This window comes from Halogeometricum sp. CBA1124, assembly GCF_009741955.1.
In the GTDB taxonomy this organism is placed as follows: Archaea; Halobacteriota; Halobacteria; order Halobacteriales; family Haloferacaceae; genus Halogeometricum; species Halogeometricum rufum.
This window is the reverse complement of record NZ_WPCD01000067.1, coordinates 1-15,753: the sequence shown is the minus strand read 5'-3', so window position 1 is coordinate 15,753 and position 15,753 is coordinate 1. Positions and strand designations below refer to the sequence as shown.

The window sequence follows — 15,753 nt, the reverse complement described above, 5'->3', positions numbered from 1 at the left end:
CTCTTCGAGGGTGTAGCGGACGTTGCGCGCGAGGTCCAGCATCGACGGCGAGGAGACGCCCTCGACGACGCCGCCCTCCTTGCGCGGGTGCAGGTCCTTCTCCTGCCGCTTGTCGATGTGGCGAATCTCCCTGTTCACCACGTTCAGAATCTTCGAGGGGAGGCGGTAGGAGTTCGGCAGCACCACGTCCTCGTCGCGTTCGGTGTCCAAGAGGAGGTTCGGGTCCGCGCCCTGCCACGCGTAGACGACCTGGTCGTCGTCGCCGGCGATGAGGACGCCCTTCAGGTGGGGGAGCCACTCCTGGTAGACGTCGTACTGCAGGGTCGTGATGTCCTGGAACTCGTCGATGACGAGGTAGTCCACGTTCGGCACGAGCGAGCGCTGTTTCACCCGTTCGAGCATGTCGGCGAAGCCGACCAGCCCGTTGTCGCCCTTGTAGGTGCGCCACCCGCGGATGACGCTCGGCACGTCGATTCGGTCGTCGTCGGAGGGCCACGTCGGCGTGTACTTGTTGCCCTCCTGCGCGTTGGGGTCGACCTCCGGCGGGAGGCGAACCTCCTCGACGTTCCAGTTGAACGGCACGTCGTACCAGTCGGCCACGTCGCGTCGCGTCCGCTGGAGCCACTGGCTCGTGGCGATTATCTTGTTGCCGATGGTGGTCGAACGGGCGGTCCGGCGGCCGGCGCCGCCGTACTCGTCCTCGAACTCGACGCCGTACTCCTCGCAGAACTCCTGTTTGTCGCTCTCGCCCACCACGTCGTTGCGCGAGAGGTTGAGGAGTTCGTACGCCTTCGCGTGCATCGTGGCGACGTTGCCCTGCAACGCCCGCGGCGACACGTCCAGCCGTTCGGCGAGACGCTCTCGAATCTCGGCCGCGGCGGCGCGGGTGTACGAGACGACGAGGATGTCTCGGATCGTCACGTCGTCGTCTTCGAGAATCTCCTCGACCCGGTCGAGGAGTGCCGTGGTCTTCCCGCTCCCCGGCCCACCGAAGAGTCGGGTGACTGTCGCGTCGGAGTCACTCATTGTACCCGTTCACGCCCTTATCCCTGATAAACTGCCTGCTTTCGAGGACTTCTCTACCGGTCGAGTCGCGAGCGAAAGAAGGTGTTCGTCGACGGCGAATCGGCGTCGCGCTAGACTCGCGGGTCCCAGCCGCAGACCGAACAATCGACGGCAGATTCGTCGTGAAGCGCACCGCAGTCCGGACACTGCTTCTTGTTATAGGATGTCTCCCAGTCTTCGTCGGATACTCCGTGTCCGCGGTCGTCCAAGAACTGGTCGAACAGCGCCTCATCGGCGTCTGGTGCTGAGGCCATACGTGGTGTGCTATGCCGTACCACTACTTAGTCTTTGTTGCCCGTCCTCACCGTTCGATAACCGTCCGGAGGAGTAATGAGTCCGGCGCGCGTTCCGGGGGCCGCTCCCGTCCGTCGGCCGGCCCCCGTCCGACGGCGGAGTCCGCCGTCAGCCGTCGAGCGCGCCCGTTCAGAGCCCGTACAGCGACTCGAACTTCGCCGTCGCGTAGTCGCAGAAGGCGTCCGCCGACAGCGACTCGCCCGCCGCCTCCGCGACGAGTTCGTCCGTCGGGTACCGCCGGCCGCGCCGGTGGACGTTCTCGGCCAACCACTCGTGCATCGGTCCGAACTCCCCGTCGCGAATCAGGGCGTCCACGTCGGCCAGTTCCTCGCGCATCGCGGCGTCCAACTGCGCCGCGAGGACGCTCCCGACGGTGTAGTTCTGGAACGCGGCGAGGTAGCCCGCCGTCCAGTGGATGTCCTGCATGCACCCCGCCGCGTCCGTCTCGGGGCGGACGCCGAGGTACTCCTCCATCTTGTCGTTCCACACCGCGGGCACCTCCGCCACCTCGATGTCGCCGCCGAGGAGGGCCTTCTCCGTCTCGAACCGGACGAGGATGTGCAGGTGGTACGTCAACTCGTCCGCCTCGACGCGAATCACGTTGTCCGGCTTCACCCGGTTGACCGCGGCGTACGCCGCCTCTGCGCTCGCGTCCGAGCCGAGTCGGTCGTTCACGACGCCGACGAACCCCTCCCAGAACGGGCGCGTCCGGCCGACGTGGTTCTCGAAGAACCGCGACTGGGACTCGTGGACGCCGTGACTGCCGGACTCGCCCAACGGCGTGGCGTAGCGGTCCTGCGGCAGGCCGAGGTTGTACGTCGCGTGGCCGAACTCGTGCATCGTCGAGGTGAGGCCCGCGAGGGGGTCGGACTCGTCGAAGCGCGTCGTCACGCGGCAGTCGAACTGCGTCCCGAACGTGAACGGGTGCGCCGACGTGTCGAGTCGCCCTCGCGCCCAGTCGTAGCCGAGGCGGTCCAGCACGTCCTCCGAGAGGGCGTACTGCGCGTCCTCGTCGTACGCGCCGTCGAACGGCGTCGGCAGTTCGTCCGCCGCGCGAATCTCGTCGACGAGGGGGACGATGGTCTCCTTCAGGTCCGCGAATATCTCCTCGACCGTCGAGAGGGGCAGGTGCGGTTCGGAGTCCCCGTAGATGGCCTCGAACGGGTGGGCGTCCGGGTCGAGGTGCGCCGCGCGTTCGCGGTAGAGGTCGACGATGCGTTCGAGGGTGGGCGCGAGGGCGTCGAAGTCGTCGTCGGCCTTCGCGTCCACCCACGTCTCGTGCGCCCCGGACTCGACGCGCGATATCTCGGCGACGAGTTCGTCCGGCACGCGGACGGCGCGTTCGTGCTGTCGGCGAATCTCTCGCACCGCGGCCCGTTCGTCGGCCGCCAGCGACTCCTCGTCCACCTCGGCCAGCAGTCGGCCGAGTTCGTCGGCGGTCAACAGGTCGTGTTCGACCGAGGAGAGCGTCGACCGCTGTTCGGCGCGGGCGGGCGTCCCGCCTTCGGGCATCACGGTCTGCTGGTCCCACATCAGCACGCCGTCGGCGTGGCGGACGTGGAGACGCGTCGGTAGCGGTCGAGGAGGGCGTCGTACGTGTCGCTCGTGGACATGCCTCGTCGGTCTCGCCGCGAGCGTATCAATCTCCGTCAGCCGGCAGTCCGCGAGAAAGGAGTCGACGGAGGGAGTGCCGAGTAGGGGTTACGCGTCGATGTCGTACAGGTCGCCGTACTTCTCGGTCACGTAGTCGGTGAACGCGTCGGCGGTGAAGTCCTCGCCGGTCGCCTGCACGACGAGTTCGTTCGTCTCGTAGCGGCGTCCGTGCCGGTGGACGTTCTCGGTCAGCCACTCGTGGAGGGGTTCGAAGTCGCCCTCGGCGATGTGGTCCTCCAGGTCGTCGATGTCGTCCTCGGCGGCCGCGTACAACTGCGCGGCCATCACGGACCCGAGCGAGTACGTCGGGAAGTAGCCGAAGTTGCCGTGACTCCAGTGGATGTCCTGCAGACAGCCCTCGGAGTCGGACTCGGGGCGGACGCCGAGGTACTCCTCGTACTTGTCGTTCCACACCTCGGGCACCTCCTCGACGTCGATGTCGCCGGCGATGAGTGCGCGCTCTATCTCGAAGCGGACGATGATGTGCAGGTGGTAGGTCAACTCGTCCGCCTCGACGCGGATGAGGTTGTCGTCGTACACCTGGTTGGCCGCCTCGTACGCCTCCTGCAGCGTCACGTCCTCGGCCTCGGGAAGTGCTCCTTGAAACTGGGGAGCAGGACGTCCAGAACGCCTCCGACCGGCCGACGTGGTTCTCCCAGAGGCGAGACTGCGACTCGTGGACCGAGAGGTTGCGGTCCTCGCCCAGCGGCGTCGCGTAGTGCTCGTCCGGCAGGCCGAGGTTGTACGTCGCGTGGCCGAACTCGTGGACCGTCGAGAACAGCGAGCCGAGGGGGTCCGTCTCGTCGAAGCGCGTCGTCACGCGGGCGTCGAACATCGTCCCCGAGGAGAACGGGTGCGACGACGTGTCCATGCGGCCGCGCTCCCACGGGTAGCCCAGCGTCGAGAGCACGTCGCGGCAGAGTTCCTCCTGGTCGCCCTCGGGGTAGTCGCCCTCGCGGGTGAACGCGTCGGTGGCGATGTCGTCGCCCTCCTCGCGAATCTGCTCGATCATCGGCACGAGGGTGTCGCGGAGTTCGTCGAGAATCTCCTCGGCCTGTTCGAGGGGGAGACACGGCTCGAAGTCCTCGAACAGCACCTCGTAGGGGTCCTTGTCGGGGTCGATGTGCTCGGCGTACTCGCGCTTGAGTTCGACGTGCTTCTCGAGGTACGGCGCGAACGTCGAGAAGTCGTCCTCGGCCTTCGCCTCCTCCCACGCCGGGAGCGCCTCCGAGGAGGTGGTCGAAATCTCCTCGACCAGTTCGGAGGGGACGCTCACCGCGCGGTCGTACTCGCGGCGAATCTCGCGGACGACGGCCGCCTGCTCGTCGGTCAGGTCGGCGTCTTCGAGTTCGTCCAACTGCTCGCCCACCTCGTCGTCGGTGAGCAGTTCGTGCGACAGCGACGACAGCGTCGACAGTTGCTGGGACCGGGCCGGGTTGCCGCCCTCGGGCATCATCACCTGCTGGTCCCACGACAGCAGTCCGCCCGCGTTGCGGACGTTCGCCACGCGCTTGTACGTCTGGAGGAGGTCCGTGTAGCGTCCGGTGCCGACTCCGAGTCGGAGCCTGCGGCTTCAGTTGCCATATCGAATCGAAACACGTCCTGCGTAATCAACCATGTGTATCCGGACGGGTGGACCGGTTCGTCACGCGCCCGACTGCCCCCGTCAGTCGCGTTCGACGGCCGTCGCGGGGGACGCGCCGCTCACGTCCGACCCGGCCCGCGCCGCGGCGTCGCCGTCTCGAAGCGAACCGCCCCCGTCCCGAAGCGAGCCGTCGCCGTCACGCACCGCCGCGTCGGCGGCGAGCATCGCCTCGACCCGCCGTTCGAACTCCGCGGCGTCTATCTCGCCGTCGGCGTAGCGGGCCTTGAGGCGGGCGAGCGGATTCTCGGGTTCGCGCTCCTCGTCGCCGACGACGGGGAGGAACGACGGCGTCAGCCACAGGAGGAGGGCGGCGACGGGCGTCGACAGCAACCACCCGACGACGAGCGTCTCGGCTATCTGGTCGGCCGGCAGTCCGTTGACCACCTGCATCACGGCGACGAAAAGCGTCGCGAGGGCGACGAGAACGGGCGTCAGCGTTCGGAGTTTCTCGACGGACCCGACGACGGCGTCTCGGACGTCGTCGGAGGCGGGATGGGAGGGCATCGTCACCTCGTGGTAGCCCGGCGTCCGAGAAAAAATTCGGGGGTCCACCGCTCCGCCCGCCGAGTGCGTCACCGTCCGGCGTCAGGCGTCCGGCCACGATTCGGCCGCGCCCAGATAGACCTCGTAACACCGCTCCAGAACGGCCAGCGAGACGCTCTCGTCCTTCGTGTGCGCCTCGCCGGGTTCGGAGGCGCCGCAGATGACGCACGTCGTCCCCGCGCCCGCCAGCCACCCGGCGTCCGTCGCGTGCGGTTTCGTCACCAGTTCCGGGGGGTTCTCCTGCGCCGCCGTCGCCGCGTCCAGCACCGTCTCGGCGAACGCCTCGTCGTCGCACGCCATCGGCGGCAGATCCTGTTCGAGCACCCACTCGACGCCCTCGACCGATTCGACCCGGGACAGGTCGGCGTACTCGCCGGGAACGGTCCGTTCGTCCACCGTCACCTCGCAGAGCTCGGGGACGACGTTCCACGCCGACCCGCCGTCTATCTCCGTGACGACGACGCTCCCGGACAGTCGCTCGCCGAACACGTCGGCCGTCGGCACGTCGAGGTCGCGAATCACGTCGACGGCGTCGCAGGCGCGGTACACCGCGTTCACGCCGGCCTCGGGTTCGCTCGCGTGCGACGCCGACCCGCGGGCGACGACGGTGGAGGCGCGGCGGCCCTTGTGGGCCACCACCACGTCGGTCACGTCGTCGCCGGAGTAGTTCGTCGACCCCTCGCCGACGATGGCGTAGTCTGGGACGAACCCGTCCTCGATCGCGCCGCGGGCGCCCTCCCCGCCCGTCTCCTCGCCGACGAACGAGACGAAGACGAGTTCGCCCGCCGGGTCGGCGTCGCGGAAGGCGAGCATCGACGCCGCGACGGCGCCTTTCATGTCCGCCGTCCCGCGGCCGTACAGGCGGCCGTCGCGTTCCTCGACGACGTACTCCCCCGCGTCCTCCTGCGACTCGTCCGGCGGCACCACGTCGTGGTGGCCGACGAGTGCCAGCGACGTTCCCTCGCCCTTCCGGGCGACGACGTTGCCGTGGTCGTCGCGCGTCACGTCCGCGTCCGTCTCCTCGCGAAGCCACCGTTCGATGGCGTCCCCGCAGGCCGTCTCGTCCTCGTGGCTCGGGACGGAGACGAGTTCGCGGGTGAGGTCGGTCAACTCCTGCATACTCGCACGACAGTCGCGGACGGCATAAGTCTCTCCCGCGCGGAACAAGGGGACGCCGCGGCGACGCGACGACGGCGCGGCGACGCGACGGCGTGCGGTCGGGAGGCTCCCCCGGCGCGTACGGACGGCGGTCTCAGTTCACGTCGTTGTACATCTCGTCGATGACGTCCTCGACGTCGGGCGCGCCGCCGTCGGGTTGCTCGGCGGTGTAGGAGTACTCCGACTTCCCGTCCGCCGAGGGACCGGTCGTCCACGGCTGTTCGGGGTTCTCGCGCTCCTCGCGCGTCGTGGACATGAACGTGTAGTTGTAGTCCTGATTCTCCTTCTCCTGCGGGAAACTCGCGGGCACCGGGAGGTGGTCGTCGAAGGAGTCCAGCACCGAGTGCCACTGGTTCTGGTGCATCGTGTCGCGGGCGATGAGGTACTCCAGCATGTCCTTCATGCCGGGGTCGTCGGTGAACTCGTAGAGGCGCGTCGCCAGCGTCCGCCCGGTGGACTCGGCCATGACGTTGGCGTACATGTCCGCGGCGAGGTTCCCGCTGGCCACCACGTAGTTCCCGGTGAACGGCACGCCGTTCGAGTCGACGGGCATGGCGTGCAGGCCCGCCGAGAGCGCCTGGCGGGGCTGTCCGCTTCGCATCATCTCGTCGATGATGTCGTCGTCGCGCGCGGCCTCGCGCCGGGAGTGGGAGGCGCCTTCGAGGTTCTTGGCCACCGCCGTCGCCAGCATCTCGATGTGGCCCATCTCCTCCATCGCCGTCTCCATCAGGAGCGTCTTGTACTCCGACATCTCGCTCGGCACGGCGAACGACTGGAACATGTACTGGAGGGCGACGCGCATCTCTCCTTCGGCCCCGCCGATGGCCTGTTGGAGCATCTTCGCGAACTGCGGGTCGGGGTCCTCGACTTCGACGTCGTACTGCAGTCCCTGTTCGTGGAAGAACATGACTTCTAATTCTCCCCGGCAAGTTCACAAAAATAAATTGGCCAAAATGAACAATTTTCTCTGCGAACGGACGTCTCCCCGTCTCAGTCCGCCTCTACTCCCCCGTTCGCGCGGGCCGATATCGAAACTCAGAACTGGACACTCCGCTGTCACCGGCGCAGAACGGCCGGAACCGGATAGTTATCATCAACTGAGAATCTGAGCCACGTTATGAATATCTCCGGGTAGACACCCGGGTATGAGTCCACTCGACGCGTACGAACGGCTCCTGTGGGGGACGATGGACGTGCTGGGCGTCTCCCGGTCCGTCTCCCGAAAGGTCCTGACCGCCGTCGCCATCCAGTTCGGCATCTCGGTCGCGCAGGTAGCGCTCCCGGCGTTCGTCTCCGGTTCGACGCAGACGGCGCTGTCGGCGGCCCTGTTCGCCGCCGCCCTCGTCGCGTTCGGAAACACCGTCCTCGTCGTCCGCCGCGACGTGGTCCAGCCCATCACCCGCCTCTCGGCGTCGGCCGCCGCCGTCGCCGACGGTGACCTCTCGACGCCGCCGCCGTCAGTCGCCGGAGACGACGAAATCGCCCGCCTCGCCGCCGACTTCGACGACATGCACGCGCACCTCGAAACCGTCTCGGCGCAGGCGACGGCGCTCGCGGACCGGGAGTTCGACGACCCCGTCCTCGAGGAGTCGCTCCCCGGCGCGTTCGGCGACGCACTCGACCGCATGGCGGCGGACTCGCCTCGCACACGCGCAACCTCCAGCGACTCGTCGACGCCTTCGGCGAGGCGACGGAACGCGCGGCGGCGGGCGACCTCACGGCCCTCGTGCCCGTCGACGACGTCGGCGAGGAGAACGACCGGTACGTCGAGGTGGCCCGGTCGTACAACGAGTTCGTCCGCGAACTGTCCGACACCATCGCGGAGGTCCAGTCGTTCGCGGCCGACGTCGCCGCGATGAGCGACGAGGCCCAGACCAGCATCGAACGCGCGAACGAGGCCAGCGGTGCGGTGGCGTCGGCCGTCACGGAGATATCCGACGGCGCGGACCGGCAGACCGAACACCTCCAGACCGTCGCCGACGAACTCTCGACGCTCTCGGCGACCGTCGAGGAGATAGCCGCCTCGGCCGAGAACGTGGCCGAGACGGTCGACACGGCGGCGGAACGCGGTCGCGACGGCCGCGACATCGCCACCGAGGCGATGAGCGAACTCGACGCCGTCGAGTCGCGCATCGACGAGACGGCGTCGGCCGTCGTCGCCCTCGGCGAGCGAATCGAGGAGATAGACGAGATAGCCGAGTTCATCGACGACGTCGGCTCGCAGACGGACCTGCTCGCCATCAACGCGGCCATCGAGGCCGCGCACGCCGGCGAGGCGGGCGACGGCTTCGGCGTCGTCGCCGAGGAGGTGAAAGCGCTCGCCGAGGAGACGCGCGAGTCCGCCGACGAGGTGTCTGCGCTCATCGCGGACGTGACCGAGCGGTCGGCGGAGACGCTCGAAACCGTCCGCGAGACGAACCGGCAGGTGGCCGCCAGCGTCGAGACGGTGGAGACGGCCATCGAGGAGTTCGAGGCCATCGTCGCGGCCGTCGAGGACGTGAACGCGAGCGTCCGCGAGGTGAGCGACGCGACGGACCAGCAGGCGACGTCCTCGCAGGACGTGGCCGCCCGCGTGGACGAGGTGGCGAACATCTCCGAGGAGACGGCCGCGCGCACCGACTCCGCCGAGGAGGCGGCGACCCAGCAGGCGGAGTCGGTGGACGACATCGCCGACCGCACCCGATCGCTCTCCCAGCGAGCCACGGAGTTAGAGCGACTCGTCGGGTCGTTCGAACTCGTCGAGGACGCCGACGGCCGACCGGCCGGCGTCGCCGCGACGGCGGACGACTGACCGCGTGACGGCGCGCCCGCGAACCGTCGCCGTTCGACCATCTATACCCTTATCCGTGTTCCGCTCGAACCGCCGCGTATGAAGATAGTGCCGGACACGAGCGCGGTCATCGACGGTCGCGTGTCCGAGCGAGTCGAGTCGGACGACGAGGTGACGACTATCTGCGTCCCCGAAGCCGTCGTCGGCGAACTCGAATCGCAGGCGAATCAGGGGTACGACACCGGCTGGGAGGGCCTCTCGGAACTCCAACGCCTCGCCGAACTCGCCGACGACGGCGTCGTGACCGTCAAGTACGTCGGTCGTCGCACGAAACCGAGCGAGGCCACGGGCGCACACGAGGGCGACATCGACGCCGTCATCCGCGACGTGGCGGAGGAACAGGGGGCGACGCTCCTGACGAGCGACCAGGTGCAGGCCGAAGTCGCGCGGGCGAAGGGCATCGACGTGGAGTTCGTCGAGGCGCGAACCCGCGGGTCCGGCGATCTCGTCATCGAGGAGTTCTTCGACGACCAGACGATGTCGGTCCACCTCAAGACGGGGACGAAGCCGAAGGCCAAACGCGGCGCAATCGGCGAGATGCACTACCAGACCATCGACGAGGAGGTGTCCGACGAGGAGACGATGAAGGCGTGGGCCGACGACATCGAGAACTCCGCGCGCGCTCCCCCGACGGCTTCGTCGAACTGTCCGAACCGGGCATGAACATCGTCCAGTTCCGCGACTACCGCATCGCCATCGCCCGCCCGCCGTTCGCCGACGGCATCGAGATAACCGCCGTCAGGCCCATCGTCAAGACCGACCTCGACGAGTACGAGTTCGCGGACGAACTCCGCGAGCGACTCGCCGAACGTCAGCGCGGCGTCCTCATCTCGGGGTCGCCCGGCGCGGGGAAGTCCACGTTCGCGCAGGCCGTCGCGGAGTTCCTCAACGACAGCGACTACGCGGTGAAGACGATGGAGAAACCGCGCGACCTGCAGGTCGGTCCCGAAATCACGCAGTACACCGCCCTCGACGGGCAGATGTCGAAGACGGCCGACTCGCTGCTCCTCGTTCGCCCCGACTACACCATCTACGACGAGGTGCGGAAGACGGACGACTTCGAGGTGTTCGCGGACATGCGCCTCGCCGGCGTCGGTATGGTCGGCGTCGTCCACGCGACGCGCGCCATCGACGCCCTCCAGCGACTGGTCGGCCGCGTCGAACTCGGCATGATTCCGCAGGTGGTCGACACCGTCGTCTACATCGAAGACGGCCGCGTCGACACCGTCTACGACGTGCAGACGCAGGTGAAGGTGCCCGAGGGACTCACGGCGGAGGACCTCGCCCGCCCGGTCATCCAGGTGACGGACTTCGAGACGAACACGCCCGCCTACGAGATTTACACGTTCAACCGACAGGTCGTCACCGTCCCCCTCGGCGAGGAGGCGGAGGGCCGCGACGAGACGGGCGTGAGTCGCCTCGCGCGACAGGAGATAGAGCGCGAGATTCGCTCCATCGCCCGCGGCCACGTCGAGGTCGAACTGCAGGGGCAGGACAAGGCGACGGTGTACGTCGACGAGGACGACATCTCCTACGTCATCGGGAAGGGCGGCGGCCGCATCTCGGACGTCGAGGACCGTCTCGGCATCGACATCGACGTGCGGACCCACGACGAGAACCCGGCCCAGTCGGGGTCGGGGTCGGGGTCGGGGTCCCAGTCGTCGGCCGACGAGGGCGAAGTCGTCACGCCCGAGGTCACCTCCCGGCACGTCGTCGTCCGGATGGACGAACACGTCGGCGAGACGGTGGAGGTGCGCGCCGACGGCGACTACCTGTTCACCGCCACCGTCGGCCGCGGCGGCGACATCCAGGTGTCGCGCGGCAGCGCCATCGCCGACGAACTCGAACAGGCCATCGACCGCAAGCAGCGCATCACCGTCCACCCGGCGTAACGCGCCGACTGCGGACTCCTCGTCTTCTCGTCGTTGCCGTCTTCGTCACCGCTCGCTTCGCTCGCGTTTTCCGGTTTCAGCAACCCACCGCTCACGGGCTTTGCCCGTTCGCCACGAGGCAGTTTCCCGCTCGCTTCGCTCGCGTTTTCCGGTTTCAGCAACCCACTGCTCACGGGCTTCACCCGTTCGCCACGAGGCAGTTTCCCGCTCGCTTCGCTCGCGTTTTCCGGTTTCAGCAACCCACCGCTCACGGGCTTCGCCCGTTCGCCACGAGGCAGTTTCCCGCTCGCTTCGCTCGCGTTTTCCTGCCTCGCCGAAAGAGAGAAGTTGTCGCCGTCAGCGTGGTCGTGAGCCGATGCCGTCGCACCCGTGCCAGTCGGGATTATTCGGCGCAGCAGGCCTCTGCCTCGTCCGCGTCGCTCTCCGAAGGACGTTTCGGAGCCGCGTCGGTGAGTTGGTAGAGGTTCTGTCGCGCGTCTGCGAAGTAGACGTCTTCGTCGACGACGCCGATTCCCTCGAGTCGTTCGAGTGCGTACCGGACCGTCCGAGCCGACAGCATCGACTCCTGGACGATTCCCTTCTGCGTCAGGGGTCCGTTGTATTCGAGCACTTTGAAAACTAACTTCGCACTCGGAGGGAGGTCGTCGAGACTCTCCTGTTCTGCCTCAGCCATCGTTACGAATCGAAACGTCGAAACGCCATAAACCTTCGTGGATGACGGCGCGAACGTGTCCTCTGAGAGACAGTAGTCGTCACCGAAAGCGCCCCCCGTTCGGCGCGTGCGGGAACGAACGCCTTTTGATGCCGGGTATCGGAGTCGTACCCATGGCAACGGAAACGCAGACGGGCCTCTCCGGTCACATGCGGGGGGTCACGGTCACCACACTCGCCTGTCTCGCCGGCATCGGTGCCGCGTTCGGGTCGGGCGCGTTGGTCGGCTTAGGGGCGACACCCGTGGCCGAGGCGGCGACGAATCAGCAGACGCTGGCCGTCCTCGGCGCGTTCGTCCTCGCGCAGTTCCCCCTCCTGCGCGTCGTCGGCGTGGACGTGGGCGACTTCGGCGCGAAGGACTACCTCTACGTCGTCTTCATGACGTTCACGCTGTGGTACATCTCGTACGGCATCATGCTCACGTCGGGCGTCTCCCTGTAATTCATGGCGGACGACAGCATCGCGGTCGTCGACCTCGACCGGTGTCAACCGGACCGCTGCAGTTACGAGTGCGCCAACTACTGCCCCCCGAACCGGACGGGCAAGGAGTGCATCGTCACGCGCGGCGACTACTACGAGGAGGACGAACCGTACGACGGCGGCCCGGACCAGATTCGCATCTCCGAGGAGGTCTGCCTCGGCGAGACGTGCGGCATCTGCGTCGAGAAGTGTCCGTTCGACGCCATCGAGATAATCAACCTCCCCACGGAACTGCAGGAGGACCCGGTCCACCGCTACGGCGAGAACGCGTTCGCCCTCTACGGCCTGCCGGTCCCCGAACCGGGTTCGGTGACGGGCATCCTCGGCCCGAACGGCATCGGGAAGACGACGGCCGTCCGCGCCCTCGCGGGCGAGATGGTTCCCAACCTCGGCGACTACGGCGAGGAGGCGACGTGGGAGGCCGTCCTCGAACGGTACCGCGGGACGGAGTTGCAGAACTACATCGAACGCGTCCGCGAGGAGAAGGTCTCCATCGCGCGCAAACCGCAGTACGTCGACCAGATTCCCAAGCAGTTCGACGGCGTCACGAGCGAACTGCTGGAGGCGACGGACGAACGCGGCAAACTCGACGAGTACGTCGAGCGACTCGGCATCGCGCCCGTCGTCGACCAACCGCTCGACACCCTCTCGGGCGGCGAACTCCAGCGCGTCGCTCTGGCGGCGACGATGGCGCGCGACCGGGACTTCTACTTCCTCGACGAGATTACGCCGTACCTCGACATCGGCCAACGCGTCACGGCCGCGCGTCTCATCCGCGAACTCGCGGAGGAGGAGGACAGGGCCGTTCTCGCCGTCGAACACGACCTGGCCATCCTCGACCTCCTCGCCGACACGCTCCACATCGCCTACGGTGAACCCGGCGCGTACGGTGTCGTCACGGACCCCAAGTCCGTCCGCAACGGCATCAACGAGTATCTCAAGGGCTACCTCTCGAACGAGAACATGCGGATTCGCCCCGACGAGATAACGTTCCACGAACACGCGCCGCGGGAGACGGCCAAGAGCGACCCCCTCGTGGACTACCCCGCACTGGAGAAGTCCTACGGCGAGGGCGAGTTCTCGCTCGAAGTCGAACCCGGCACCATCTACCACTCCGAGGTGCTGGGCATCGTCGGCCCGAACGGCATCGGGAAGTCCACGCTGGCGAAGATGTTCGCCGGGTCGCTCGACCCCGACGTGGGCGAACTCGACTTCCGCCTCGACATCGCGTACAAGCCGCAGTACATCGAGATAGACCAGCCGATGCGGGTGGACGCGTTCCTCTCGTCCATCACGGACGATTTCGGCACCTCCTACTGGAAGACCGAAGTCGCCAACCCGCTCCAACTCGGCCGCATCATGGAGCGCAACCTCGACGACCTGTCGGGCGGCGAACGACAGCGCGTCGCCATCGCGGCGACCCTCTCGGAGGACGCCGACCTGTACGTGCTGGACGAACCCTCCGCCCACCTCGACGTCGAGCAACGCGTGCAGGCGACGACGGCCATCCGCCGGTACGCCGAGAACCACGACGCGACGGTGATGGTCATCGACCACGACATCTACATGATCGACCTGCTGGCGGACCGCCTGATGGTGTTCGACGGCGAGTCCTCCGTCCACGGGCACGCCGGGACGCCGCAGGAGATGCGCGCGGGGATGAACGACTTCCTCTCGGACCTCGACATCACGTTCCGCCGCGACGAGCGCACGCAGCGACCCCGCATCAACAAGCCCGGGTCGCAACTCGACAGCAAGCAGAAGCGCGAGGGCGAGTACTACTACTCGTCCACGAACTGACCGGTCGACTCTCCGTTCTCTCCGCCTTTCCGAGGGGTGGCCTCAAACGTTAATGGTGCGCCGCGTCGACTACCTGTATGAAGACAGACCGACTCAAGAGCGCGCTGAGCGGGAACGAGATGCGAACGCTGAGCGTGGCGATACCGCTCTTGCAGGCCGTGTTCGCGCTCCTCCGGAAGAAGCCGAAGCGGGCGCTCCTCCTCGTCGGCGTCGCCCTCGTCTCGAGCCGGTCGACCAAACTCGGTACGGTCGCGCAGGTCCTCCTCCGGTTCCTCAGCCGCCGCTGACGCCCGATGAGCGGTTCTCGCGACGTTTCGTTCGCCCGAACCCTCAGAGAGTGGTGGCTCGTCAATGGCGACCGACTGGCCGTCGCGGCGGTCCTCCTCGCCGTCGTCTTCGCCGGGTCGCTGTGGCTGACGCTCTCGGAGGTGCTCCGCATCGGCGAGGGCAGTTACATCCCGACGCTCCTCGGAAGCGGCGTCCTCTCGGGCCTCGCCACCATCATCACCGTCATGCTCTCCATCAACCAGCTCATCCTCTCGCGCATCTTCGGTGCGCCGAACGACCTGAACGACCGCCTCGACGCGACGCTGGACTTCCGGCGCGACGCCGCGGCGGTCCTCGACGTCACCACCGTCTCGAACGACCCGGGCACGTTCCTCGTGGAGATATCCGAGGCGGTGCGGGACCGGGCCTCCGCGCTCGAAGTCGAGGTGGTCGAAGTCGGCGACCCCTCCGACGGCGCGTGCGGTCGTACGCCGAGGAGTTGCAGACGTACGCCGAGCAGTTCGGCGACGCCGACGACGAGAACACGACGATGGACGTCCTCTCTCGGACGCTCTCCTCGGAGTACGCCGTGCAGATGACCGCGACGCGCCACCTCAGAGAGGAGTTCGGCGACGACCTCTCCGTCGAGGCCGAAGCCGCGCTCGACGACCTGTACGACCTGCTCCGTGCCGTCGCCATCACTCGACAGTTCCTCAAGACGATGACGCTCCAGCAGGACCTCGCGCTCCTGTCGAAGCGGCTCATCTACTCGGGTCTGCTCGCCCTCGCCGCGGCCGTCGTGACGGTGCTCCTCTACACCAGTCAGCCGTCGGTGGCCGTCCCCGCCACGCTCCTGCCGTGGGTCGTCAGCGCCGCGTTCGTCGTCGTCTTCGCGCCGATGGCGATTCTCGTCGCCCACATCTTCCGCGTCGCCACCGTCACGCGCTACACCGTCTCCGTCGGCCCGTTCGTCCCGCCCGAGGAGCAGACGGACATCGGTCGGTTCTGAGGCGGCGGCCGGCGGGTCACTCGGGCGACGGCGCGGTCGCCACCACGCCGCCGGTACCGTCCTCCTCGTCGGTTCCCGTCTCTTCGCCGGTTCGGCTCTCCTCGCCGCCGCCGACTCGGAGCCCGTAGCCGAACGCCCGTATCGTCTCGGCGTTCGTCCGCACGTGGTCGGTGACGCGTGGGAGTCGGAGTTCGCCGCCGGCGAGGGCGACCCACAGGAGCAGTTGGTCGCCGAGGTGTTCGTCCACCGGCGCGCCCGTCGCCCGCCACGACCGGAACGCCTCGACGGCCCGGCCGGCGACGTCCTCGGACGGGAGGCCGCGCTCTCCGACCGCGTCGAACCCCGCCCGCGACGACCCGCAGTCGGCGACGAGGGTGACGACGCGCCCGGACAGTCCGATTCGACG

The 15,753-nt window shown here is 67.7% G+C and carries 12 protein-coding genes and 4 pseudogenes; 7 read left to right on the top strand and 9 right to left on the bottom strand.

All coding sequences use genetic code 11. The features are described from left to right. The 7 genes and pseudogenes from GJ632_RS10295 to GJ632_RS10265 form a co-directional block, all read right to left on the bottom strand. The coding region (locus GJ632_RS10295) for a UvrD-helicase domain-containing protein (RefSeq protein WP_191452863.1) at positions 1 to 1,026 on the bottom strand (1,026 nt) is incomplete at its 3' end. A gap of 110 nt (positions 1,027 to 1,136) precedes the next feature. Beyond that, positions 1,137 to 1,319: an HVO_0416 family zinc finger protein gene (locus GJ632_RS10290; RefSeq protein WP_089804478.1), complete on the bottom strand. Its 183-nt coding sequence runs from the start codon at positions 1,317 to 1,319 to the stop codon at positions 1,137 to 1,139. A 169-nt stretch (positions 1,320 to 1,488) separates the two neighbouring features. Further along, positions 1,489 to 2,972: pseudogene (locus GJ632_RS10285) on the bottom strand (carboxypeptidase M32). Between the two features lie 88 nt (positions 2,973 to 3,060). Next, a pseudogene (locus GJ632_RS10280) lies at positions 3,061 to 4,596 on the bottom strand (carboxypeptidase M32). Between the two features lie 82 nt (positions 4,597 to 4,678). Next, positions 4,679 to 5,233 carry an SHOCT domain-containing protein gene (locus GJ632_RS10275; RefSeq protein ID WP_343161120.1) on the bottom strand — a complete coding sequence of 185 codons (555 nt, stop codon included), beginning with the start codon at positions 5,231 to 5,233 and terminating at the stop codon, positions 4,679 to 4,681. Positions 5,234 to 5,242: 9 nt separating this feature from the next. After that, entirely contained in the window at positions 5,243 to 6,319 is a 1,077-nt protein-coding gene (locus GJ632_RS10270; RefSeq protein ID WP_191452862.1) for a M20 family metallopeptidase, read from the bottom strand. Between the two features lie 133 nt (positions 6,320 to 6,452). After that, complete coding sequence (locus GJ632_RS10265; RefSeq protein WP_191452861.1) at positions 6,453 to 7,265, bottom strand: manganese catalase family protein; 813 nt, start codon at positions 7,263 to 7,265, stop codon at positions 6,453 to 6,455. A gap of 238 nt (positions 7,266 to 7,503) precedes the next feature. On the opposite strand from GJ632_RS10265, the pseudogene GJ632_RS10260 reads away from it, so the two are divergent. Both GJ632_RS10260 and GJ632_RS10255 read left to right on the top strand, forming a co-directional pair. Continuing rightward, positions 7,504 to 9,149: pseudogene (locus tag GJ632_RS10260) on the top strand (methyl-accepting chemotaxis protein). Positions 9,150 to 9,227: 78 nt separating this feature from the next. Continuing rightward, a pseudogene (locus GJ632_RS10255) lies at positions 9,228 to 11,080 on the top strand (PINc/VapC family ATPase). A 382-nt stretch (positions 11,081 to 11,462) separates the two neighbouring features. Here GJ632_RS10255 and GJ632_RS10250 read toward each other — a convergent pair. Then, positions 11,463 to 11,753 carry a helix-turn-helix domain-containing protein gene (locus GJ632_RS10250; protein ID WP_191452860.1) on the bottom strand — a complete coding sequence of 97 codons (291 nt, stop codon included), beginning with the start codon at positions 11,751 to 11,753 and terminating at the stop codon, positions 11,463 to 11,465. A 152-nt stretch (positions 11,754 to 11,905) separates the two neighbouring features. Here GJ632_RS10250 and GJ632_RS10245 point away from each other — a divergent pair, with 152 nt between their 5' ends. The 5 genes from GJ632_RS10245 to GJ632_RS22070 all read left to right on the top strand — a co-directional run bounded on the left by GJ632_RS10245 (position 11,906) and on the right by GJ632_RS22070 (position 15,347). Further along, positions 11,906 to 12,232: a hypothetical protein gene (locus GJ632_RS10245; protein WP_089804495.1), complete on the top strand. Its 327-nt coding sequence runs from the start codon at positions 11,906 to 11,908 to the stop codon at positions 12,230 to 12,232. 3 nt (positions 12,233 to 12,235) lie between these two features. Beyond that, positions 12,236 to 14,071: a ribosome biogenesis/translation initiation ATPase RLI gene (locus GJ632_RS10240; protein WP_089804497.1), complete on the top strand. Its 1,836-nt coding sequence runs from the start codon at positions 12,236 to 12,238 to the stop codon at positions 14,069 to 14,071. Positions 14,072 to 14,148: 77 nt separating this feature from the next. Then, a complete protein-coding gene (locus GJ632_RS10235) occupies positions 14,149 to 14,358 on the top strand; it encodes a hypothetical protein (RefSeq protein WP_191452859.1) in 210 nt (69 codons plus the stop codon). A 6-nt stretch (positions 14,359 to 14,364) separates the two neighbouring features. Then, on the top strand, positions 14,365 to 14,937 hold the full coding sequence (locus GJ632_RS10230) for a hypothetical protein (protein ID WP_191452858.1): 573 nt from the start codon (positions 14,365 to 14,367) through the stop codon (positions 14,935 to 14,937). Then, positions 14,889 to 15,347: a hypothetical protein gene (locus GJ632_RS22070; RefSeq protein ID WP_197427960.1), complete on the top strand. Its 459-nt coding sequence runs from the start codon at positions 14,889 to 14,891 to the stop codon at positions 15,345 to 15,347. Before GJ632_RS10230 ends, GJ632_RS22070 begins: the two co-directional genes overlap by 49 nt. Before the next feature lie 16 nt (positions 15,348 to 15,363). Here the strand turns inward: GJ632_RS22070 and GJ632_RS10225 are convergent. Beyond that, on the bottom strand, positions 15,364 to 15,753 hold a 390-nt coding region (locus GJ632_RS10225; RefSeq protein WP_305037682.1), incomplete at its 5' end, for an RNA 3'-terminal phosphate cyclase.